General features: G+C 42.0%; 25 protein-coding genes. 11 read left to right on the forward strand and 14 right to left on the reverse strand.

The genetic code is table 11. From position 1 onward, the window contains the following. Positions 1-168 precede the first annotated feature (168 nt). A complete protein-coding gene (locus AB8P51_RS10550; RefSeq protein WP_369748798.1) occupies positions 169-729 on the forward strand; it encodes a thioredoxin family protein in 561 nt (186 codons plus the stop codon). Next, positions 714-1,277: a GNAT family N-acetyltransferase gene (locus AB8P51_RS10555; RefSeq protein ID WP_369748799.1), complete on the forward strand. Its 564-nt coding sequence runs from the start codon at positions 714-716 to the stop codon at positions 1,275-1,277. The genes AB8P51_RS10550 and AB8P51_RS10555 overlap by 16 nt, the downstream gene beginning before the upstream one ends. A 3-nt stretch (positions 1,278-1,280) precedes the next feature. Here the strand turns inward: AB8P51_RS10555 and AB8P51_RS10560 are convergent, their stop codons facing one another. Further along, complete coding sequence (locus AB8P51_RS10560; protein ID WP_369748800.1) at positions 1,281-1,823, reverse strand: YfiT family bacillithiol transferase; 543 nt, start codon at positions 1,821-1,823, stop codon at positions 1,281-1,283. A 178-nt stretch (positions 1,824-2,001) separates the two neighbouring features. Between AB8P51_RS10560 and AB8P51_RS10565 the strand changes: the two genes are divergently transcribed. Further along, positions 2,002-2,640, forward strand: a complete 639-nt coding sequence (locus AB8P51_RS10565) for a peroxiredoxin (RefSeq protein ID WP_369748801.1) — start codon at positions 2,002-2,004, stop codon at positions 2,638-2,640. Between the two features lie 107 nt (positions 2,641-2,747). Then, on the forward strand, positions 2,748-2,942 hold the full coding sequence (locus tag AB8P51_RS10570) for a cold-shock protein (RefSeq protein ID WP_129605219.1): 195 nt from the start codon (positions 2,748-2,750) through the stop codon (positions 2,940-2,942). Positions 2,943-3,382: 440 nt separating this feature from the next. On the opposite strand, the gene AB8P51_RS10575 is transcribed toward AB8P51_RS10570, so the two are convergent. From AB8P51_RS10575 to AB8P51_RS10585, 3 genes are all read right to left on the reverse strand, one after another. After that, positions 3,383-4,315 carry a peptidylprolyl isomerase gene (locus AB8P51_RS10575; RefSeq protein ID WP_369748802.1) on the reverse strand — a complete coding sequence of 311 codons (933 nt, stop codon included), beginning with the start codon at positions 4,313-4,315 and terminating at the stop codon, positions 3,383-3,385. A 90-nt stretch (positions 4,316-4,405) separates the two neighbouring features. Continuing rightward, on the reverse strand, positions 4,406-5,794 hold the full coding sequence (locus tag AB8P51_RS10580) for a M20/M25/M40 family metallo-hydrolase (RefSeq protein WP_369748803.1): 1,389 nt from the start codon (positions 5,792-5,794) through the stop codon (positions 4,406-4,408). Further along, on the reverse strand, positions 5,791-6,669 hold the full coding sequence (locus AB8P51_RS10585; protein WP_369748804.1) for a PPK2 family polyphosphate kinase: 879 nt from the start codon (positions 6,667-6,669) through the stop codon (positions 5,791-5,793). Before AB8P51_RS10585 ends, AB8P51_RS10580 begins: the two co-directional genes overlap by 4 nt. A 191-nt stretch (positions 6,670-6,860) precedes the next feature. Between AB8P51_RS10585 and AB8P51_RS10590 the strand changes: the two genes are divergently transcribed. Next, a complete protein-coding gene (locus tag AB8P51_RS10590) occupies positions 6,861-7,553 on the forward strand; it encodes a hypothetical protein (protein WP_369748805.1) in 693 nt (230 codons plus the stop codon). A gap of 29 nt (positions 7,554-7,582) precedes the next feature. Here the strand turns inward: AB8P51_RS10590 and AB8P51_RS10595 are convergent, their stop codons facing one another. The 9 genes from AB8P51_RS10595 to AB8P51_RS10635 all read right to left on the reverse strand — a co-directional run bounded on the left by AB8P51_RS10595 (position 7,583) and on the right by AB8P51_RS10635 (position 16,389). Continuing rightward, positions 7,583-8,746: a sigma-54-dependent transcriptional regulator gene (locus AB8P51_RS10595; RefSeq protein WP_369748806.1), complete on the reverse strand. Its 1,164-nt coding sequence runs from the start codon at positions 8,744-8,746 to the stop codon at positions 7,583-7,585. Between the two features lie 108 nt (positions 8,747-8,854). After that, positions 8,855-9,724: a mechanosensitive ion channel family protein gene (locus AB8P51_RS10600; protein ID WP_369748807.1), complete on the reverse strand. Its 870-nt coding sequence runs from the start codon at positions 9,722-9,724 to the stop codon at positions 8,855-8,857. Between the two features lies 1 nt (position 9,725). After that, a complete protein-coding gene (locus tag AB8P51_RS10605; protein WP_369748808.1) occupies positions 9,726-11,063 on the reverse strand; it encodes an ABC transporter permease in 1,338 nt (445 codons plus the stop codon). Beyond that, positions 11,056-11,991, reverse strand: coding sequence for an ABC transporter ATP-binding protein (locus tag AB8P51_RS10610; protein WP_369748809.1), 936 nt, complete (start codon positions 11,989-11,991; stop codon positions 11,056-11,058). The genes AB8P51_RS10605 and AB8P51_RS10610 overlap by 8 nt, the downstream gene beginning before the upstream one ends. Positions 11,992-12,326: 335 nt before the next feature. Next, positions 12,327-13,439: a molecular chaperone DnaJ gene (dnaJ, locus tag AB8P51_RS10615; protein ID WP_369748810.1), complete on the reverse strand. Its 1,113-nt coding sequence runs from the start codon at positions 13,437-13,439 to the stop codon at positions 12,327-12,329. Between the two features lie 9 nt (positions 13,440-13,448). Further along, the gene (locus AB8P51_RS10620; RefSeq protein WP_369748811.1) at positions 13,449-14,024 is read right to left on the reverse strand and encodes a nucleotide exchange factor GrpE; all 576 of its coding nucleotides are present in this window, start codon (positions 14,022-14,024) and stop codon (positions 13,449-13,451) included. 137 nt (positions 14,025-14,161) lie between these two features. Continuing rightward, positions 14,162-15,112, reverse strand: a complete 951-nt coding sequence (locus AB8P51_RS10625) for a TIGR01777 family oxidoreductase (RefSeq protein ID WP_369748812.1) — start codon at positions 15,110-15,112, stop codon at positions 14,162-14,164. Between the two features lie 109 nt (positions 15,113-15,221). After that, complete coding sequence (gene mnmD / locus AB8P51_RS10630) at positions 15,222-15,884, reverse strand: tRNA (5-methylaminomethyl-2-thiouridine)(34)-methyltransferase MnmD (RefSeq protein ID WP_369748813.1); 663 nt, start codon at positions 15,882-15,884, stop codon at positions 15,222-15,224. A 1-nt stretch (position 15,885) separates the two neighbouring features. Beyond that, the gene (locus AB8P51_RS10635) at positions 15,886-16,389 is read right to left on the reverse strand and encodes a DUF4920 domain-containing protein (RefSeq protein ID WP_369748814.1); all 504 of its coding nucleotides are present in this window, start codon (positions 16,387-16,389) and stop codon (positions 15,886-15,888) included. Between the two features lie 105 nt (positions 16,390-16,494). Between AB8P51_RS10635 and AB8P51_RS10640 the strand changes: the two genes are divergently transcribed. Beyond that, on the forward strand, positions 16,495-17,562 hold the full coding sequence (locus AB8P51_RS10640; RefSeq protein WP_369748815.1) for a branched-chain amino acid aminotransferase: 1,068 nt from the start codon (positions 16,495-16,497) through the stop codon (positions 17,560-17,562). Between the two features lie 31 nt (positions 17,563-17,593). Here the strand turns inward: AB8P51_RS10640 and AB8P51_RS10645 are convergent, their stop codons facing one another. After that, positions 17,594-17,980 carry a hypothetical protein gene (locus AB8P51_RS10645; protein ID WP_369748816.1) on the reverse strand — a complete coding sequence of 129 codons (387 nt, stop codon included), beginning with the start codon at positions 17,978-17,980 and terminating at the stop codon, positions 17,594-17,596. A gap of 345 nt (positions 17,981-18,325) precedes the next feature. Here AB8P51_RS10645 and AB8P51_RS10650 point away from each other — a divergent pair, with 345 nt between their 5' ends. The 5 genes from AB8P51_RS10650 to AB8P51_RS10670 all read left to right on the forward strand — a co-directional run bounded on the left by AB8P51_RS10650 (position 18,326) and on the right by AB8P51_RS10670 (position 21,925). Then, positions 18,326-18,505, forward strand: coding sequence for a hypothetical protein (locus AB8P51_RS10650; protein WP_369748817.1), 180 nt, complete (start codon positions 18,326-18,328; stop codon positions 18,503-18,505). 17 nt (positions 18,506-18,522) lie between these two features. Then, on the forward strand, positions 18,523-18,897 hold the full coding sequence (gene crcB, locus AB8P51_RS10655) for a fluoride efflux transporter CrcB (protein ID WP_369748818.1): 375 nt from the start codon (positions 18,523-18,525) through the stop codon (positions 18,895-18,897). A gap of 242 nt (positions 18,898-19,139) precedes the next feature. Beyond that, positions 19,140-19,478, forward strand: a complete 339-nt coding sequence (locus tag AB8P51_RS10660; protein ID WP_369748819.1) for a P-II family nitrogen regulator — start codon at positions 19,140-19,142, stop codon at positions 19,476-19,478. A gap of 31 nt (positions 19,479-19,509) precedes the next feature. Continuing rightward, positions 19,510-20,763, forward strand: a complete 1,254-nt coding sequence (locus AB8P51_RS10665; RefSeq protein ID WP_369748820.1) for an ammonium transporter — start codon at positions 19,510-19,512, stop codon at positions 20,761-20,763. A 109-nt stretch (positions 20,764-20,872) separates the two neighbouring features. Beyond that, positions 20,873-21,925, forward strand: coding sequence for an outer membrane beta-barrel protein (locus AB8P51_RS10670; RefSeq protein ID WP_369748821.1), 1,053 nt, complete (start codon positions 20,873-20,875; stop codon positions 21,923-21,925). The last annotated feature ends 63 nt before the right edge of the window (positions 21,926-21,988 follow it).

Raw genomic sequence — 21,988 nt, forward strand, 5'->3', positions numbered from 1 at the left:
TTATTAGCTAAAAACCAAAGGGCTTTAATCCAAAGATAAACAGATTCATTTACAAGGCATCTCTCAGGGTAGGATCTGCAATCTGAGTCATACAGCGGTCGGATATAAACAAGGTTTTAACCTTATTTTGAAACGAGGTATGTATTTTTGTAAGAGAAGAAAATATTTATGGCACGAACACCTAGCAATATGCTGCCTTTAGGCACCAAGGCACCATCTTTTAATCTAATGGACACCATTTCAGACGCCACCCTTGGTCTGGATGATGTAAAAGGGGAAAAAGGTACTGTGGTTATGTTTATCTGTAATCACTGTCCTTTTGTCAAACATGTCAATCATCAGCTTGTTTTACTGGCCAGGGAATATATGGACAAGGACATCGGTTTTGTTGCGATATCGAGCAATGACATTGAGAATTATCCTCAGGATGCTCCTGATCTTATGAAGGAAAACGCGAGGGAAGAAGGATATCCCTTTCCCTATTTATACGATGCAACCCAGGCAGTGGCCAGGGCTTATGACGCCGCCTGTACACCCGATTTCTATCTCTTTGACAGTCAATTGAATCTGGTTTACCGTGGACAATTAGACGACAGCCGTCCGGGAAATGGAATAGCAGTCACCGGAAGAGATCTTCGTATGGCGATGGATAAACTACTCGCCGGAGAACCACAGGTTGAAGATCAAAAACCCAGTATTGGATGTAATATAAAATGGAAAGAGAACTAGAGCAGGGGGACCTCGGCAATGTTCGACTTGAACCGCTCGAGCCAGCGCAGCATGAAACCTATTGTAAGACAGGAGAACAAGCATACAGAGACCACTATCTCCACCTATGGCCAGAACAGGATCCTGCACCTTATATCAGAACTAGTTTTACAAATGAATGTATCGCGAGGGAATCCAGGGAGGAGAATACATTGCATTTTATGGTGTGCCGGGGTGAGAAATATATCGGGATAGTAAAACTGGTAAAATTTCAACAGATTCGGGATCTCCCCCAATCAGCACCAATGTTTCTCGAAAAGATTTATCTGCTCAAGCGATATACCGGAAAAGGATACGGGCAGGAGATTCTTGCACAAATAGAATCAATCAGCATTAGGGAAGGGATGAAAACCCTCTGGCTCGCGACTATGAAAAAGGGATTTCCTCTCCGATTTTATCAAAATCATGGCTTTAAAATTGTTGGGGAACAGCTACTCCCCTTTCAGGAATCGATTCCGCAGGAGCGGGGGATGTACATCCTAAGCAAAAGCCTTGCAAAGGAACATTAGGCTTTACCAGTTCAACCGGTTAAGCAAGCCCTCTATATGGGCTAAATGATGATTTCCGTGCCAGGCATATCTTCCTGCATTTTCTTCCAGGCTTGTTTCAATATCTCCATCAGGATGTATAAAAGTCCTCTGCCATTCTTCAGAGGAAAGACCATTGAGAAGGTACACCAATTTCGCGTGTACCGCCTCCAGATGACTAAGGGAAAGATGTATCGGCGCAGTACTGGCGTCCTCTAATTTTGCCCACTCCTTTTCCAGGTAAGGTTTAATCACGGGCCTTTCTTCGGTCAGCGCCCATTTAAACCTGATATAACTGTGGTGGTGGCTATCTGCCAGATGATGCACTACCTGCCTTACTGTCCAACCATCAGGACGATAAGGAGTATCAAGCTGAGTGTCTGACAAGGGAATAACCAAATCCCTGAGGTTTACCGGAAGGGCCTCAATCTGGGCGATCCAATCCTTTAATTTAAGCGCACTGATCTTTTCAGGTCGGACAAAATGACCTATTGGATACTTTAGTTTTTCAAGAGCTGTGTTATCCATAATTCTAGTGTAAGAAAGCGGTGAGCTTACAGTGAATGTTGAAGTTAAAAAATGAATTCTATACAAGCAGCAATTTCTCCTGAATTTTAATACAGATTTAACCCGAGGAATTATTTTAATTATTATTTCTCTATTAAATTTGTAGGGCTAATAGGATAATAATTAAAAACACAAAAATATGGCAACGTTACGACTAGGCGATACCGCCCCCGATTTTACTGCAGAAAGCTCTGTAGGAACAATAAATCTTTATTCGTATCTGGGTGACAGCTGGGGGATATTATTCTCCCATCCGGCCGATTTTACCCCGGTGTGCACAACAGAACTGGGAACCGCAGCAAAATTCAAAAAGGAATTTGACAAGCGGAATGTAAAAATGCTGGCTCTTAGCGTAGATGGCAAAGATTCTCATAATGAATGGATCAAAGATATCAATGAAACTCAGAACACAGAGGTAAACTTTCCGATCATTGCCGATGAGGACAGAAAGGTTTCGGACGCTTATGATATGATCCACCCCAAGGCTGATGACACTTTTACTGTGAGGTCAGTATTTATTATTGCTCCCGATAAGACCATTAAACTGATACTCACTTACCCGGCATCTACAGGGCGTAATTTCTATGAATTGTTGAGGGTTATCGACTCCCTGCAACTCACAGCCTATCGAAAAGTAGCTACCCCGGCCAACTGGAAGAACGGTGAAAAAGTAGTGGTAAGCCCTTCGATAAGTACCGAAGAAGCCAGGACATTATTTCCTAAAGGAGTGGAAGAAATCAAGCCTTATCTGAGACTTACACCCGACCCAAGTGCATAGGGAATAGCGGATTACAGTAGCGTGATTTTTAAGAATAAATTCGAAATAACCTTTATTTCAAATATTTAAATGTACCTTTGCGGCTTAAACATTTTATTTTTATTATTATGAGTAAAGGAACAGTAAAATTCTTCAATGATTCTAAAGGCTACGGCTTTATTACTGAAGATGGTTCGCAAGAAGATCACTTTGTACACATTTCTGGCTTAATTGACGAAGTACGCGAAGGTGACGTTGTAGAATTTGAACTACAACAAGGAAAAAAAGGATTGAACGCCGTTAATGTGAAAGTATTAGACTAGGTAAGATTCCAATTTTTTAGCATAACCCCGGCCTTGAGGTCGGGGTTTTTTTATGCCCGCTTTAAATTGTTCATAAGTTGTTACTAACTTCCATGGTACGGCACACAACATTCTTTCCTTTCCTGCGTCTATAGTGTACACCCCTTAACCAAATTAATAACCAGCACCCATGTATTCCTTCTTTTGGATTCTTCTAGTGTTGATTGCGATCAACCTTGTATTGTTATTGATGAGTACTACCAGAAAAAGTAAATCGTAAAAAGCGCTAAATCAAGGTAGGGTAAACCAAGGAGATAGCTGTTATGTAATAAAAGCTATGTCTCTATTTCTTGGTATAATGGCCTTCCTTGTTGTTCTGAATATGCTTTTATTGCTATTTTCTATTCAGATCACCAAGCGTCATTAAGAGTTTCAAGTACTTATTTCGGGGATTCTAATCCTTATTTAGCCTCCATCAATTCCACTTCAAAAATCAGGGTGGCGTTAGGCGGAATAACCCCACCTGCCCCTGCACTTCCGTATGCCAGATGCGATGGAATAACAAATCGGGCTTTGTCTCCTACTTTTAACAATGCAATTCCTTCATCCCATCCTGGAATAACCTGCCCTACCCCAAGTTGAAAGGTTATAGGTTCTTTACGTTTGTATGAGGAATCAAATACCTGTCCCGTAGGCAGCGATCCTTCATAATGCACTGAAACCTGCTGCCCTTTAGACGGCTTTTTTCCTGATCCTTCCTGAATGAGTTTATAACGAAGTCCGCTCTTAGTCTGCTCAAATCCGGCAGCTATTTTTTGCATTTCGGCTTCTGCCTTCTGCTTCTCCTCGGCAATTCTTTTCTCCCTTGCACCTTCAAAAGTCCTGAAGGCTTCAACTGCATTCCAGGTTTTTTGCTTCTCACCTACCCTGAGGATCTCCACAGATTCCATTTTATCTCCCTGTTCTATCGCATCTACGACTTCCTGTCCGTGAGCAACATGGCCAAAGACCGTATGCTTGTTATCAAGCCAGGGTGTGGCATTGTGGGTGATAAAGAACTGACTCCCATTGGAACCCGGTCCTGCATTGGCCATCGATAGAACTCCTGGTCCGTCATGTCTGAGTTCCGAATGAAACTCATCATCAAACTTATACCCCGGATCTCCTGTCCCTGTCCCTAACGGACAGCCACCCTGTATCATAAAATCAGGAATTACCCTATGGAAGGTAAGACCATCATAATACGGCGTACCCTGTGGTTTTACCGAATTTTCAAGATTTCCTTCAGCGAGGGCTACAAAATTACCAACCGTTCCCGGCGTTTTATCATGAGTGAGCTTTATAAGGATTTCTCCTTTAGTGGTGTTGAATTTGGCGTATATTCCGTCTTGCATAACGTAAAGTTTTTAAAGGCGCAAAGATATGAATTAATGCCCGGAACATCCGGCTTTCAATTGCATCTGATATAATTCGAAAATTGACTGTTATTGGGCCGATCCCAATTCGTATTTATCGGCCAGGTAAATCAAACTGGTCATCGCAGCCGCACCTAATTCCAGTTCGCGTCTGTTGACGTGTTCAAAAGTGTCATTCTGCGCATGGTGATGGGCGAAATACCGCTGTGAATCCGGCCGCAGTCCGGCCAGAACGATTCCCGGCTTTTTCAATGGTCCGATATCAGCGCCTCCTCCTCCCCGGGTAAATTCAGCAGAATGGTATGGCTCAAACAGTTGCTTCCAACTGAGGAGTGTATTAAAATCCGATTCAGAACTGTCAAAGGAAAATCCTCTGGGGGTAAAACCTCCGGCGTCACTTTCGAGGGCAAATACATGCTTTTCTCCGTTTATGTCGGCTTCGGAAGCATATTTCCTTCCACCCCGAAGTCCGTTTTCCTCATTCATAAATAAGACTACCCTGATAGTCCGCTTTGGTTTATACCCGCTCAATTTTAACAGGCGAAGCACTTCCATACTTTGCACGCATCCGGCCCCGTCGTCATGAGCCCCGTCTCCCAGATCCCAGGAATCGAGATGACCTCCAACAACCATGACCTCTTCAGGCCTTGTACTGCCTTTGATCTCACCTATCACATTATAAGACTGCACATCTTCAAGTTGTTTGCAATTCAACTTAAAGTAAAACAGGATTTTCGGATTGAGCTTTAGGGTTGTGCTTAAAAATTCAGCCCCATTGGTACTTATAGCTGCGGCAGGAATCCTGTCCTTTTCGGGCAGGTCTCCATAATTCGTGGAACCTGTATGGGGATTGTCGTCCAGCCGGAGATTCATCGACCTCACAATAACCCCTACAGCTCCGTATTTTGCTGCTTCTGCCGCCCCTTTTGAACGCTGGTCTACTGCCCCGCCATAGGCTCTGAAAGTATTTAGGAGTCTGGCATCCATCGGCCTGTTAAAAAAAACGATCTTCCCCTGAATTTTATCCCTGCCGAGAGTTTCCAGCTCTTCAAGACTTTTTACCTCAACTACTTCGGCTTTCACTCCGCCGGGAGGAGTCGCTACTGATCCGCCAAGGGCGCAGATCGGGACATTGCTGGTATAACCGGGCTTGTTCTCCAGATAAGCAAATTCAGGTGTTCCCCTCACCCATTTGGGCACCATAACGGGCTGAAGCCAGACCTTGTCAAGACCCAGGGAATCAAGTTGTGCCTTGGTGTAGTTAACGGCCTGTTCTGCCTGCACCGAACCAGATAGCCGACCTCCAATCTGGTTAGACAAATAGTTTAGCCAGCCATACGTCTTGCCCTTAGTTAGAGCCAAATCGTAAATTGTTCTGATTTGTTTTTCATCATCGGTCTGTGCTGCCACATTGTGAATTTGCAGCATCAGGAATAGAGTAATTGTTATCCTAATCATTCGCTTTCTAATTGCTTTTTGTATTCTTCGATGTTTGCTTTGGTTTTTTCGTCCAGTTCCGGCTCTACCACATCTGTGTATTTAGCCAGTTCCTGTAGCAGGATCTCTGCAACGATTACCCTGGCTGCTTCCTTGTTATCTGCAGGGATAACAAACCAGGGTGCGTGCGTTTTGGAAGTTTTGTTGATGGCCTCTTCATAACACTCCTGGTAGGAATCCCACAGTGCTCTTTCTTTGAGGTCGCCTGCTGAGAATTTCCAATTCTTGTCCTTCTTTTCGAGTCGTCTCAGTAATCTCTGCCGCTGTTCCTCTTTGGAAAGGTGAAGAAAGAATTTAAAAATGATGGTACCGTTTTGAGCCAGATGGAGTTCAAAATCATTGATCTGCCTGAAACGATCTTCCCAGAACTTTTCATCTATATCCTCAACGCTGTGGATACCGGGTATATGCTCCCCTAGTATATAGGAGGGGTGAACACGGGTGACCAGCACATTTTCATAATGTGTACGGTTAAACACCCCGAATTTTCCTTTTTGAGGCAAAGCGATATAATGCCGCCACAGATAATCATGGCTGCGTTCTAATTCTGTGGGTACTTTAAAACTGTGTACCTGTACCCCTCTTACATTAAAATCCTTAAAAACCTCTCTGATAAGACTGTCTTTTCCGGCTGTATCCATCCCCTGCAGGCAAATAAGTACGCTGTATTTATCATGGGCATACATCACATCCTGAAACTCACCCAGCTCTATCCTTATCTTCTCAAGGTACTTTTTCAGCTTTTTATCTGACTTCCCAAAATCCTCGAATGTTGGGATAGTATTCAGTTTTGCAGCCTTTTCTACCTTATAAGAATTACTGTCTATTTTCTTCATAGCCTGAATATAAAATAAATTACGCTGCCCCGGTAATTCATAACAAAAATTAAACATTTTGACCATATTCATAGGTTAAAAAGCACCTAAATCCTCCGTTTTTCCCCTTATAACGATAAAATATGGTGATCCTCAAAGGCTGTACTACCTTTATAGGTCCTGAATCTTACGTAGTAACCTTAATGTAGACTATGAAAGGACTGATCACTTATCTGTGGCTTGCCTTATCCCCATTACTTGCCGGGATGGAACCTTCTAATGCCTGCGACTATGCCGGATCCAATCTGAGTTTTATAAAAACCAATACTCAGAAAGCCATTTCTGCCGATAAGATTAAAATGGTTCACTACTATGCCTATAAGGCGTTAAGTGCCATTGACAAATCCATGGAACAATTTAAGGATTGCGGATGTGAATTCGCCATGCAGAGTATTGAAGAAGGTGAAAACTATTTAAAAAAGGCGATTAAGGCTGGCTCTATCTTAAGTACCCGTATACTACTAAAAAAAGCCCTGGAACACGCAAACAGCAGCCAGGAAGCCCTGGCAGATCACGCAGAAATCCACAGTAGTGAATATGGGAATGACCTGTTAGCGGTCAATACCAAGGAAATGGAGGAAAAGAAAAATATATTCAGGCCAATTGCCGGCAAAGAACTCGAGGCAAGGATTGATGCTTCTCTAATTGATTTTGAACTTTCACTTCAAAAGGTGATCTCCACACTACCCTGTGAAGAGGCAAATGAATATGTATCCCAGGTCTTTGAACGTTGCGAGCTGGAATTGCTGAAGTCCGACCTTACAGAAGGAAAGAAGTATTACAACCTCAGAACGAAAGAAATTGCGGCCAAAGCACTGGTAAAGCTCGGCAATCAGTGTCCCTGAGGCTAAAATCTTTGCCAGGGAACAAGAATTTATTTGCTTGCGAAAAGCTTTACATCATCTTCTGTAATCTCATCATTTCCCAGGATGGTGAGTCGCTCCACCACATTGCGCAATTCCCTGATATTACCTGTCCAGTCGTATTCTTTTAAAAGCGAAACCGCTTTTGTGGAGAATTTTTTTGGTACTGTTCCTTGTTCCCCAGCAATTTTTTCAGAAAAATGTTCAATCAGCAAGGGAATATCTTTCCGGCGTTCATTCAGGGCAGGAACTTGGATTAGAATGACAGCGAGCCTGTGATAAAGGTCTTCTCTAAACCGGCCTTCTTCGATTTCCTTTTGTAGATTTTTATTGGTCGCGGCCACTACTCGTACATCTACATTGATATCCTTATCTGATCCAACTCTGGAAATCTTATTTTCCTGCAGGGCTCTCAGCACTTTGGCCTGGGCTGAAAGGCTCATGTCTCCTATTTCGTCTAAAAAAATGGTGCCTTTATTCGCCGCTTCAAATTTCCCCGCTCTGTCTTTTATGGCTGAAGTGAATGCTCCTTTTACGTGCCCAAACAATTCACTTTCTATAAGTTCTGAGGGTATAGCCGCACAATTCACTTCAATAAAAGGATGATTACTCCTTTCGCTTTTCTGGTGAATCCAATGGGCTACCAATTCCTTTCCTGTTCCGTTAGCACCCGTTATTAATACTCTGGCATCGGTTGGAGCAACTTTCTCAATGATTCCCTTGATATTCGAGATTTCCGGACTATCACCGATCATCTCGTATTTCTTACTCACTTTCTTTTTGAGAATTTTGTTTTCCACCACCAATTCCTTCCTGTCGAGTGCATTTCTTACCGTAGTGAGCAACCTGTTGAGATCAGGCGGTTTGGAAATATAATCGTAGGCCCCCAGACGCATGGTATTGACCGCAGTATCGAGGTCGCCATGTCCGGAGATCATAATAAACGGAATTTCCGGTTTTAATTTCCGCGCCGCTTCCAGCACTTCAACCCCATCCATTTTGGGCATTTTTATGTCACAAAGAACCAGGTCGTAATCGTTCTTTTTGATTGACTCTATTCCTTTTTGCCCATTTTCGGCTTCCTCCAACTGATATTTTTCATTCTCTTCAGAGAGAATTTTCACCAATACCCTGCGAATGGCTGCCTCATCTTCTATCACTAATATTTTTGGCATATCTTAAAGTTATTGTTGTATTAAAACCGGACTTTTCCGCTTCCTTTCCCAGACAGTTCAAAAACGGTGCCAGGGATTCTATTGCAAATTAGAATATAGCTATGTTATTTAGTCTTTCTTGAGGGCAATAGGACCATGCTGGAAAAAATGTACATCCCTTTGCGGAAATGGAATAGTAACACCATTCTTCCTGAATTGATCATCTATTTTATAACGCATTTCACTGCGCATTCGGGGCACCCTAAATCCGTCTTCTATAAAAAAGTTCAGAGAAAACACAAGAGCTGAATCTCCAAAGTCATCAAATTGAACAAAAGGAGGTGGGTCTCTTAAAACTCCCATTTGATCCGTAGCAATTTCTTCCAAGATTTTTGTTACTAATTGCACATCACTGCCGTAGGCCACACCAACTACCAGTGATTCACGAGTAGTATTATGGTTCTGTGTGTAATTGTATATCGTATTGGTTAAAAAGATATGGTTTGGAATAATGAGTACCTTGTCGTCTCGTGTTAAAGCTCTTGTACTTCTCAGGCGGATCTCGAAAACCCTTCCCACTTTTCCTTCCACCTCAATAATGTCCCCTACGTGTATGGATTGATCAAGAATCATCATAACCCCTGAAATAATGTCCTGAAAGAGGGTTTGCAAGGCAAATCCCAGGCCTACGAATAAGGCGGCAGAAGCTGTCAGTAATACGGTCAGATTAACCCCTGAGGAATGAAGAATAACAGTGATGACCAGAACGTAAAAAAGGTATTTTAAAAAGGAAAAAATGCTGACAAACTTGTTTTTATCAGAGACGGGTAACTTCTTAACTACTAAATTATGGACAATCCGAAGCAAATAAGTAACCACAACAATGGCAATGACTATAGAAAGAAAGGTTCCTACAGTGATATGAATACTCTCACTTTCAATAATCTGATAGGAAAGAAAGTCATTAAATTTCGAGAAAATTGTCTTTAGCTTTTCCATATCAGTATTTTAACCATTTAAATAATTCTTTATAACTGGGTTTTTTTCCATACATCAGAATCCCTACCCTGTAGATCTTTGCTGCCAGCCATACGATACCTATAAAGGTAATCAGTAGAAAGAATATAGAAAGTACGAGTTGCCAGATTGGGACGCCACCTTCTCCGAGCCCCCCCGGAAGTCGCATCAGCATTACAATGGGTGAGGTAAGTGGAAAAAGCGAAAACCCTACTGCAATAGGCCCGTGAGGATTTCCAAATACGGAGAAGAATCCCACATAAATTGCCAGCATCAGAGGGAGAATAATCGGAAAAATAAATTGCTGTGTATCTGTTTCATTATCAACCGCTGCACCAATGGCCGCATAGATGGAGCTGTAAATCAGATAGCCCAGAACAAAATAGATCATAAAAAAGAAGATCAGCATGGCCCATGGAATCTGAAATAATTCATTGGCGTATAATTGCATCTCGCTGACATCTGACCCCATACTACTCAGCTCACTTACCGTACCTCCCGGCAAAACCGAAGCGCTTTGAAATGCCGAAGTTTCCAATCCCAGAAATGACATCACCGTAAACAATAATAAGGTTGCTGAAAAGATCCAGATGGCAAACTGTGTTAGTCCCGCCAGAGAAGTGCCGATGATCTTGCCCATCATCAACTGAAAAGGTTTTACCGATGAAATAATTACTTCGATAATCCGACTGGTTTTTTCTTCAATTACACTACGCATCACAAAGCCGCCGTAGATGATAATAAACATCATGATAAGGTAGCCGAATCCACCGCCTATAAAAGCTTTTAGTTCATTGATTCCCTTTAAATTCTGCTGCCCTTCAAAGGTTTCGGTTTTAAGCTGGAACCCCGAATCTATTGATGCAAATTCCTCTGCGGTAACCCCCAGCTCAATTAGTTTTTGTTGCCGTAGCCGATCGCGAAAAATGGCATCAAGCCTATCGGTAATTCCTGAATTAGGTGCTTCTTTTGAATAGAAATAGGCCTGCCTGGCAACCTCTTCTGCCGTAGTTCCCTCGGGGAGATACAACAAGCCATAAAAGTTTTGGTTAATCACAGAATCCCTTGCCTCGCTGAGATTCAGATCCCTGAGAACGACGAAAGACAAAGCCTCCGTTGACGCGAAATCATCAGAATAAAAGGGGCTTTCATTGAGAATTCCAATCACCCTTGTCTCACTATCGTTAATCTTGGTCAAATAGGCAATTAGGACAACCATCCCTACCATTAGGATCGGACTCAAGAAAGTCATAATCACAAAGGATTTATTTCTCACTTTCGCAAGGTATTCCCGTTTTATAATCAGGCCTAACTTATTCATTGACAGATTTGCTTTGAACGGTTTTGATGAATATGTCATTGGCCGTGGGGATGGTCTCTACAAAATTATAAATGGTTCCTTTGGAAGAAAGCTGATTGAGCAGAGATCTGGTATCCCCGGAGGGTAGTTGAATCTGAAATTCCAGTTCCGACGCGACAGGATCAAAGGAAGGAGATATTATCTGGAATCTTTCTGACAGTTCTTTGAGGAACTCCTCGCCTTGCTGAATGGCCATTCCTACATTGTAGATGTTATTCTTATACTGCTTTTTTATATCGGATAGTTTCCCATCCAGGATCTTTTCAGCATTGTGCAGTAGTGTAATATATTCACAAATCTCTTCAACAGATTCCATTCGATGCGTAGAAAAGATTATTGAGGTTCCCTGTTCCTTCAGATGCAAAATCTCTTCTTTGATAATGTTCGCATTAATTGGGTCAAAACCGCTAAATGGCTCATCGAATATCAACAATTTGGGCTGGTGTAGTACGGTCACAATAAATTGTATTTTTTGTGCCATACCTTTAGAGAGTTCCTGTATTTTTTTGTTCCACCAATCTCCTATCTGGAGACGATCAAACCAATAAAGCAACCTTTTTTTAGCTTCGGCTTTGGATAGACCTTTTAACTGGGCCAGGTACAAAGCCTGTTCGCCCACTTTCATACTTTTATAAAGGCCTCTTTCCTCAGGCAAATACCCGATCATAGCAATATGATGCGGCTGCAGAGGTTCACCGGCAAAACGAATTTGTCCACTGTCCGGATACGTTATCTGGTTGATGATTCTGATAAGCGTGGTCTTACCCGCCCCATTAGGGCCTAACAATCCATAAATACTGTTAGCAGGTATTTCAAGGGAGACATCTTTAAGAGCAAATTGGGCTCCGAACTGTTTGGTAATCCGATCGGCAACCAGGATAGAACTCATGCAGGCAATTTTTTCAAAGATATAGAATTGAGGGTAAAAGAATCAAGGTTTAGTCAATATAATAAAGCCCTTTTTAAGCTGCTTCCAAACAGGGTGAATACCGCATTCTTAATCAAACCTCAATTCCTGTTATGACGCATCAGAAAGAGAATGGAATATGATAAAATTAGAGGAAAAAATTAGCTGCAGAGTAGATCATACTACCCTTAAAAAAGCAAAACCCATCCCCGAAGGATCGAGGATGGGAAAAAAATTGCTATGAAAAAGAAAATTAATATTGGTTGCCCAATATCGAACCAAATATACGTTTTTTATTTAATTCGGGATTCATTGGTTTAAGAAAACATGTCTTTTACTTTTTCAAAAAATGATTTATCCGATTTCTCCGGCTTGGGCTCAAAATTTTCATTTTGACTCATTTTTTCAAAAAATTCACGTTGTTCCTTATTTAGCTCCTTTGGAGTCCATACATTGACGTGGACAAGGAGATCTCCACTCCCATATCCGTTGAGGTTATTAATACCCTTTCCGCGAAGGCGGAGTATTTTACCCGACTGTATTCCGGGTTCTAGTTTTATCCTGACTTTCCCCCCTACGGTATCTATCTCTTTGGAGGTCCCCAGTACGGCATCTGAAATACTGACATAAAGATCGTAATGCAGGTTGTCTCCTTCCCTTTTCAGGGTTTCGTGTTCCCTGGTTTCAATAGCTACCAGAAGATCTCCCGGTATACTGTTCCCAGGAGCTTCGTTTCCTTTATTACTTACTTTGAGTTGCATCCCATCTTCAACCCCAGCCGGAATTTTAATAGCAACCGTCTCTTCTACGACCTTTAATCCCTGAGCATCAGCATCTGCAGGACGATGATCTATGATTTGACCGCTTCCCCCACAACTGCTACAGGTGGCTGCCGTTTGCATTCGCCCCAGGATTGTGTTGGTAATTTTGGTGACCTGTCCGTTACCATTACAGGTAGAACAGGTTTTGTAAGTAACACCGTCGGCCTTTACTTTTCGCTTTACTTTTACTTTCTTTTCTACCCCCTCTGCTACTTCTTCTAGTGTTAGCTTTACCCGGATCCTGAGATTACTTCCCTTAACCCGGCGCTGACCACCCCCAAAGCCTCCAAAGCCTCCAAAACTTCCACCAAAGGCACTACCGAAAATATCTCCAAACTGACTGAAGATATCCTCCATATTCATACCTCCGCCACCAAATCCACCACCTTCGAAGGCAGCATGACCATATTGATCATACCTGGCCCGTTTATCAGGATCACTGAGGACTTCATAGGCTTCAGCCGACTTTTTAAACATTTCTTCTGCCTTGGCATCACCAGGATTTTTGTCCGGATGATGCTCCAAAGCCTTTTTCCTGTAAGCCTTTTTTATCTCCGCAGCAGTGGCCGATTTGCTGATACCCAGTATTTCGTAAAAATCTTCTTTCATAATGTCAGATTAATTTCCAACCACCACTTTGGGGTGTCTGATAATCTTATCCCCCAGGTTATAACCCTTCTCAACCACATCGATGATCTTCCCTTTTAATTTCTTGTTGGGTGCCGGAATCTGTGTTATGGCGTCGTGAATTTCAGCATCAAAAGCGTCGCCTTCTCCAGCCTTTATTTCTTCAAGACCTTTAGCTTTTAAGGTATCTTTAAACTTATTGTAAATGAGTTCAACTCCTTTGAACATTTCATTTTCTGAAGATTTCCCTAATTCTTTCAGAGCGCGTTCAAAGTCGTCCAAAACCGGAAGCAGTGAAACCATGACTTCCTGGCCGGCCGTTTTAAAAAGTTCCATCCGCTCTTTGGCAGTCCGTCTTTTGAAATTTTCAAATTCAGCAAAAAGCCTAAGAAATTTATCTTTCTCCTTCTCTAATTCCCCTTCGAGTTGCTCTGCCTCTGACGAAGACTCGGATTCTTCCTTATCCTGCGGATCCGCTGCTCCCTGGCTCTCTTCTGCCTGAGACTCTTCGTTGTGAAATTCGTTCTCTAACTCCTCCGTTTCTTCTATTCTTTCTTTTTTACTCATTGCTCGTCGCGTTTTTTGGGACAATGTCAATTGAAGATGGCAAAAGTACTGCCATTTATCTTAAAATGTCAAAATGTCACAAAAAAAAACACCCTCGTAAAAGGATGATTTAAAAGTACTAGCCCGGAATTAAATACCTAAACGAATTCTTTGTGATACATATCACTTTCCTCTTCTTCCGTTTGTATTACGTTTTGCAGGGCACTGCAGATATTTTTAAAATAAAACTCGAATCCTTCTTCTTCAATTTTCTTGCTACTCACTCGCTGACTTACAAACAACAGCAGGGACATCTCTCCAAGGATTAGTTGCATAAGCCCTCTGGGAATATTTGGTAGAAATAAAGGTCTGTTCAGAATTTCTGCTATTTCCTTTACAAGTCGGTTATTAGTAACCGGATTTGGTGCAACCCCATTAAATATTCCATCCAGGCTGTGTTCCACAATAAATAAAAATTGCCTTGCCAGATCATCTATATGAATCCAGGATTGCCATTGTTCCCCGCTACCAAAAGCCGCACCAACATAGGCTTTTACAGGTCTCACCAATGAAGGAAGGGCACCACCCTCCATCGAGAGTACCAACCCAACACGTAGGGTGGCTACAGAAAATGAAAATTGTGAGAATTCTTGAATTTCCCGCTCCCATTTCGCAACTACTTCCCCCAGAAAGCTATCGTCAACATCCTTTTCATCCTCTGTGTAGTAATGATCAAAAGAATGAGGATAAATTCCTATAGCCGAAGCAGAAACAAAGGATGTTATTTCTTCGGTATTGATTTTTTCCAGAGCTGATCTGAGGGTTCGCAGACTATCAATCCTGCTATTGAGAATCTTTTTTTTGTTCGATCTTGTCCACCGCTGTGAAATAGATGATCCTGCAAGATTGATTACAGCCGAAACACCGTCGAAACAAGCCATATCAATCTCCCCTTTACGAGGATTCCAATAGAATCCTTTCAAGTCGTTCTCCTGGGTAAGCTTTTGTTTTTGGGTAGAGAGGTAGTTAACATCGATGTTATTTTCGCGGCATTTCTGAACTATGGCACTGCCAATCAACCCCGTCGCCCCTGTGATCAAAATGCGCATATAGCTTTTTTTGTAAATATATTCGATTTGCGGAGGAAAAGGCGGGGCTTTATATAAGGTTTAACAATGTTGTCAAAGGTTTTGTTCTATTTCGAATTCCTTATTGTAATCATTTCTTAATAGCTCTCAGCATTTCTCGTTTTCCCGGCGGACCTGGAAGGCGCTCAACGGTAAACCCTACCGCATCCATAGCACGTCTAACGCTTCCTTTCGCCGAATAAGTAACCAGTATCCCGTTATCTTTCAGGGCATTAAACATTTTCTGAAATATAGCCTGGGTCCATAACTCGGGCTGTACCCTGGCTCCAAAAGCATCGAAATAGATCAGGTCGAATTCGCCCTTTGTGCTTATATCCCTGAAATCCAGTTTGTTTTTTTTTAGGACAAAATCGGGCGACAGACATATCTCCTCCTCCCAGTTACAGCTGTGCATTTGCTTAAATGCGGCATCCAACTGGGGTACTTGCAGGGCCTCCACATAATTTAACTCGTTAACTTCTTCCGGGGAAACAGGAAATGCTTCTACCCCGGTGTATTTAATGTGTACATTTCGCTTTATACCTTCGTGAAGTGTGATCAAAGCGTTGAGTCCGGTTCCAAAGCCAATTTCCAGGATGGTAATACTATTTTTACGGGAAGCATATAGCCCGTGTTTGATAAATACATGGTAGGCCTCCTGTATCGCCCCGTGCTTGGAGTGATATTGTTCATTCCATTCATCAAGGGAAATGGTCTTTGATCCATCTCCGGTTGTAATAATGGATCTTTTCACATCAATTGATTAACCGAACTCCATCGGCAACAAAACTATAAGTAGTTTTAGGCGCAGTTATCTGATCGATCTCTTCTTTTGTTGCGCCTCCGTCCTCGGCGTAATGCTTCTGGTCTTCCACACTTATTTCTTCTATAAACGCTTTACCGTGAAGGGTTACTTCTTTGCCAGCAATATCCTTTGGGACAAAAAAGCCGTAATCTTTGAAGGTCACGCGCATTTCTTCCCCATCCCCGAGTGCAACTTTCATCCAGCACCCTTTCATCTGACAAACTTCCGTAACTTCTCCACTTAAGGTAACATCAAGGCTATCAGTTGGCTGAAGTCCGGTTATTGCATCTGCCATATCGGTTGCAGATTTTACTTCATCAGCTTCAAAAGAGCTGCCAAAAACCGTGGCCGCCTCTTTTTCTACTTCTTTTACCGGAGTTTCTGCTTGAGAATTCTTCTCCTTACAACTCCCCAGGAGAAGAAGAATAACAAGGATAATGTTAAAACCTTTCATTTTATTTAGAATTTGAGATTACTCTGCAAAGCTGGTCATTTTTCGATTAAAAAAGAAGGAATAAGAGGGTATAAATGTTTAATTTTGAGAAGTAAAACGCAACATATGGAGACTACAACAGGGAAAATAATTGTTGAGAAAATAAAAGAATCCAAGATCGCCAAGGTAGATTTTTCCAATCTTCCCTTCGGAAAGGTCTATTCAGATCATATGTTGGTATGCGATTATAAGGACGGGGCATGGCAAACCCCTCACATAAAACCATACGGCCCTATATCCTTAGATCCGGCAGCAAAGATATTTCATTACGGGCAATCGGTTTTTGAAGGAATGAAAGCCTACAAGGATGCTGAAGGACAGGCCTGGCTTTTCAGACCGGATGAAAACCAGAAACGGCTCAATATATCTTCCAAACGAATTTCCATTCCAGAGCTTCCTAAAGAAATATTTATGGAAGGCCTCCGTGCGCTTTTAAAACTGGAAAAAGACTGGATTCCTACCACAGCGGGAAGTTCATTATATGTAAGGCCCTTTATATTTGCTTCAGGCGTGGGATTGCATGCCTCTCCCGCCGATCAGTACAAATTCTTTATCGTATGTGCTCCTTCCGGACCCTATTTTGCCGGAAAGATCAAAGTTCTCATCGAGGAGAAGTATTCGAGGGCTGCAAACGGAGGGGTTGGGTTTGCTAAGGCCGGAGGAAACTACGCCGGGCAGTTTTACCCTACACAACTCGCGGTTGAAAAGGGCTATCAGCAGGTCATCTGGACCGATGACAATACGCATGAATACATAGAAGAGGCCGGGGCCATGAATATCTTTGTTCGAATCAATGATACACTGATGACCAGCCCGGTTAGTGATCGAATCCTGGATGGTGTTACGAGAAAAAGTGTTATCGATATTGCAAAGGCAGAGGGCATTCCGGTTGAAATTCGAAAAATAAGAGTTGAGGAACTTATTTCAGCCTCTAAAAATGGTAGTCTAAAAGAGATGTTTGGTGCAGGAACTGCGGCTGTTATATCACCTATATCCGGTTTCGGACACAGAGATGCAGACTATATGTTACCAGAATTAGAGAATAGTTATGCTTCACTCCTGAAAAAACGAATAACAGACATTCAGTATAACAGGGCAGAAGATCCTTTCGGGTGGCGATTTAAAATCGACTAGATAAAAATCGGGCATCAGCTGAAATAACTCATTACTTGTCCAGGATCGCCTTAATATCCGGTTTAAAATAATCAGGACCTTTTAGCACCTTCCCATCCTCACGGTAAATGGGTTTCCCGTCTTCCCCGAGCTTACTCATATTGCTGCGCTGAATCTCCTCGAAAACCTCTTCGATGATATGTTGCATCCCGTGTTCGAGAATAGTTCCGCATAAAATATAGAGCATATCCCCCAGGGCATCTGCAACTTCAACCAGATCACCTTTCTGAGCTGCTTCGTAATACTCTTCGTTCTCTTCGTCCATAAGATTGTAACGAAGTAAATTTTTAGCTTCCCCCAAATTGGCCTTGGGTGTTTCTGACACTCCAAGACCGAAGGAGCGATGAAATAGGGCAACGGCATCTATCTTGCTTTTCATGGTATCGCTTTTTGACGTAGTTTTGCGCTAAAATATAAAATATGTTCAGCACTGGACAATTAATCTTTGCAGCCCTTTTTGTCGTTTTTTTTACTGTTGTTATTGTATTTTCTTATAGAAAGGACAAAAAACTTCACAACAAAAATTACAAGGGAGTGAAATGGGTAGGTATTGTCTTTATCCTTTTCATAATTTTTCTTTTTACAATTAAATATCTGCTGAAAAATTAACAGTTTTTTTAGCTACACCACAAAAATTGCCTCTCTGACAACATTATCCCCGTTTCGTGCGTATACTATAAGAAAACACGTACTTTTGCGTTATAGTTTCAAAGAAATCCGATAAATGACAACCTTTTTTACCATATTCTTTGTTTTGATTGTAGTAAATGCTGCTCTTCTCGCTTTTAGTTTGTTCACTAACAAACGTAATCAGACAGAAATTCAGGGTGGCAAAACGCAAGCCAAGGAAGAGATTATTTATCCTCTCGATTGGTCATCCTCAGAATACAGAAAAGCCATTTAGATTCCTATCTTTAGGAAATGAAACACTTTTTACTGGTCTTTCTTGGAGGAGGTATTGGCAGCGGCCTTCGTTTTCTTATCAGTAAATTTCTAAATCCCTATTTCAGTTCTTTTTTTCTCGGCACTTTTAGTGTCAATATAATTGGTTGCTTCCTAATTGGTCTTATCCTTGGAATTGCGACTAAATCTGCTGCGCTAAATAATACATTTCTTATTTTTCTTACCATAGGTTTTTGCGGAGGCTTTACTACCTTTTCTTCATTTGCCCTTGAAAACTACGGTATGCTCCGGGAGGGGCAAATATTCTCATTTCTAATCTATACGCTGAGCAGTATATTGGCGGGAATCCTCGCAGTAGCGATGGGTCTCTGGCTTGTAAAATTCTTTTCTTAAGTTTTAATTTAAGTCGGTAATCTCAGATTTTATTCCCACTAAATACACCAATTCTTACGGTGTATGTTAACACACCCCTACAAAAAAATCATATTTTCAAATTACTAAGGTTAGAATATCATACCCCTATTTATTAAGTGTGTAATTTGTTATAATAATAAAAATAGCCATCATACCCCTATTTTTTTAGGGGGTCAATTAATTTAATATAATATTTGGCCCGTCAACAATAAACTAATACGATGAAAAAAGTAGAAGCAATTATTCGAAAATCGAAATTTGATGATGTGAAAAAAGCACTTCATGAAATTGAGGTGAATTTCTTCAGTTACTGGGATGTCACCGGGGTTGGAAATGAAAAACAGGGACATGTCTACAGAGGCATTTCCTATAGCACTTCCGATATCCAAAGACGGTACCTGGAAATTGTGGTTTCAGATGATTTTCTAGAAAGAACAGTCAATACGGTTTTAGAAGCAGCGTATACTGGTAATGTAGGAGACGGAAAGATTTTTGTCTCAGATGTCCTGGAGGCGTACAGAATCAGAACACGTGAAAACGGCCATGACGGGATCAACTAAAGCAAAAAAAATAACTCACAATTAAAGAAATATGGAAGCAGGATTATTTACAGCTAACAATATATGGATGATGGTTTGTACCGCCTTGGTATTCTTCATGCATTCAGGATTTGCCTTTTTAGAAATAGGGCTAACCAGACAAAAAAACACCATTAATATACTTTTTAAGAACATCTTTATCATTACCGTAGGCTTGCTTATGTACTATATAGGTGGTTTTAACCTGATGTATCCCGGATTTGCCGACGGTTCTGCCGGTATACTCGATTTTGCAGGCTTCGGTATTGCCGCGCCTGAAAACGGTATGACACCTGAATACGCAGATGGGGGTTATACCTGGTGGACAGACTTCCTCTTTCAGGGCATGTTTGCCGCAACAGCAGCTACCATCGTTTCGGGAGCTGTTGCCGAAAGAATTAAGATCGGTCCCTTTATGATTTTCACCATCATTTACGTAGGCCTTGTGTATCCAATAGTAGGATCTTGGCAATGGGGAGGTGGATTCCTTTCAACACTGGGAGGTGATGAAGCCGGATTTTATGATTTTGCGGGATCTACCCTGGTTCACTCCGTAGGAGGTTGGGGAGCGCTTATCGGGATTTATCTCCTAGGCGCACGAATTGGAAAATTTGGAGACAAGGGAGAAATAAAAGCGATTCCGGGACACAATATCCCAATGGCTACTGCCGGGGTTCTCATCCTGTGGCTGGGCTGGTTTGGATTTAACGGTGGCTCTGTTTTATCAGGTGATCCCGAACTCACATCCCTTGTACTTGTCACTACCAGTTTAGCGGCAGCTGCCGGAGGTGTAGGCTCCCTTATACTTTCAACCATATTGTATAAAAACCTCGACCTTACCATGTTCCTGAACGGCATCCTGGGCGGACTAGTCGGAATAACTGCCGGAGCAGATCTGATGTCTCCTAACGAAGCAGTTGTTATTGGTCTCATTGCAGGCTTTATCATCGTCCTTGGTGTCGCCCTTATCGACAGGCTCAGATTAGACGACCCTGTTGGTGCTGTAACCGTCCACTTAATATGTGGTATATGGGGAACACTTGCCGTAGGAATATTTGGAGCTAAAGCCGGGGGAGATCAATTTCTTTATCAACTGGCCGGTGTAGGTGCAGCCGCAACCTTCTGCTCACTAACAGCATTTATAATTTTCTACAGCTTAAAGAAAACTATAGGGATTCGAGTATCAAAAGAAGAAGAAATTGAAGGACTCGACCTTCACGAACACGGGATGGACTCCTATGCAGATTTCAGAATGAACCAACATTAATAAAAAGGTGACGGAGCGTTTGGCAGAACGCTCCGTCTATAACCTTTTCCAAAATTTCAACTTAAAACAGTAATAACATCCTCTTAAGAGGACTTACAAACACAGAAATATGAAAACGATTATAACAACAAATTTCGCAAAAAAAATAGTTTTTCTCTTTCTTTTGACCATTACTTTTTCCGTTATGGCACAGGAAGAAGAGGCCGCTGAAGAAAAGAAGTTCACAATTAGTGGTACCGTTGATGCCTATTACAGGGCCAACCTTAATTCAGCTAATTCAGGTGTAAATTATTCTGCTCCCGGCTCTTCATTTGCCAATCTTCCCGGCTTTGCCCTGGGCATGGCCAATGTAATTGCCGCCTACGAAGGTGATGATGTAGGTTTTGTTGCCGATCTTGTCTTTGGCCCCAGAGGAACGGACGCCATTTTTGCATCTCCGCTCTATTCAGCTACGGGGAATATTGTCAACCAGTTATACGTATACTGGAACGTAAGTGAATCTGTAACCCTGACCTTTGGTAATTTCAACACCTTTCTGGGCTATGAGGTGATCTCTCCTGCTGGTAACTTCAACTACAGTACCTCTTATCTGTTCTCTTATGGACCTTTCAGTCATACCGGTCTTAAGGCCGATTTTGACCTGGGGAGTGACTGGTCATTAATGCTTGCCGTGATGAATCCAACGGATATCACTGAGTTTAATCCTAACGGAAAATACGCTTACGGAGCACAGCTCGGTTACAGTGGACAATACTTAAACCTTATTGCCGATGACGGAAATTTTGAAATCGACTATACAGGAGGATTTGATATCGATGAAGATTTTTACCTCGGGATAAATGCCGCCTATTTTGACGGTTCAGACGACACCGGATTTGCAGGTGTTGCACTATATCCTCAATACCAGACCTCCGACACATTTACCCTGGGTCTGAGAGGAGAATACTTTACAGAAACAGGAAACTTCGGAGCCATTGGTACAGGAATAGAAGATTCCAGCGTACTGGCCCTTACACTAACAGGAAGCGCTTCGATAGGAGACTTGGTTATCAAACCAGAACTCAGACTGGATAACGCTTCTGATGATGCCTTCCTCGACTCAGATGGAGCGAGCATGAAAAGTTTGTCGTCTTTTGTCCTCGCAGCAGTATACTCTTTCTAAACAGGGAGTAATTATTAGTTTTGTTTAGTTCGTTGATAAGCCCTGGCAATCTTGCCAGGGTTT

It is taken from the genome of Muriicola sp. SD30, assembly GCF_041205185.1.
GTDB lineage: Bacteria > Bacteroidota > Bacteroidia > Flavobacteriales > Flavobacteriaceae > Muriicola.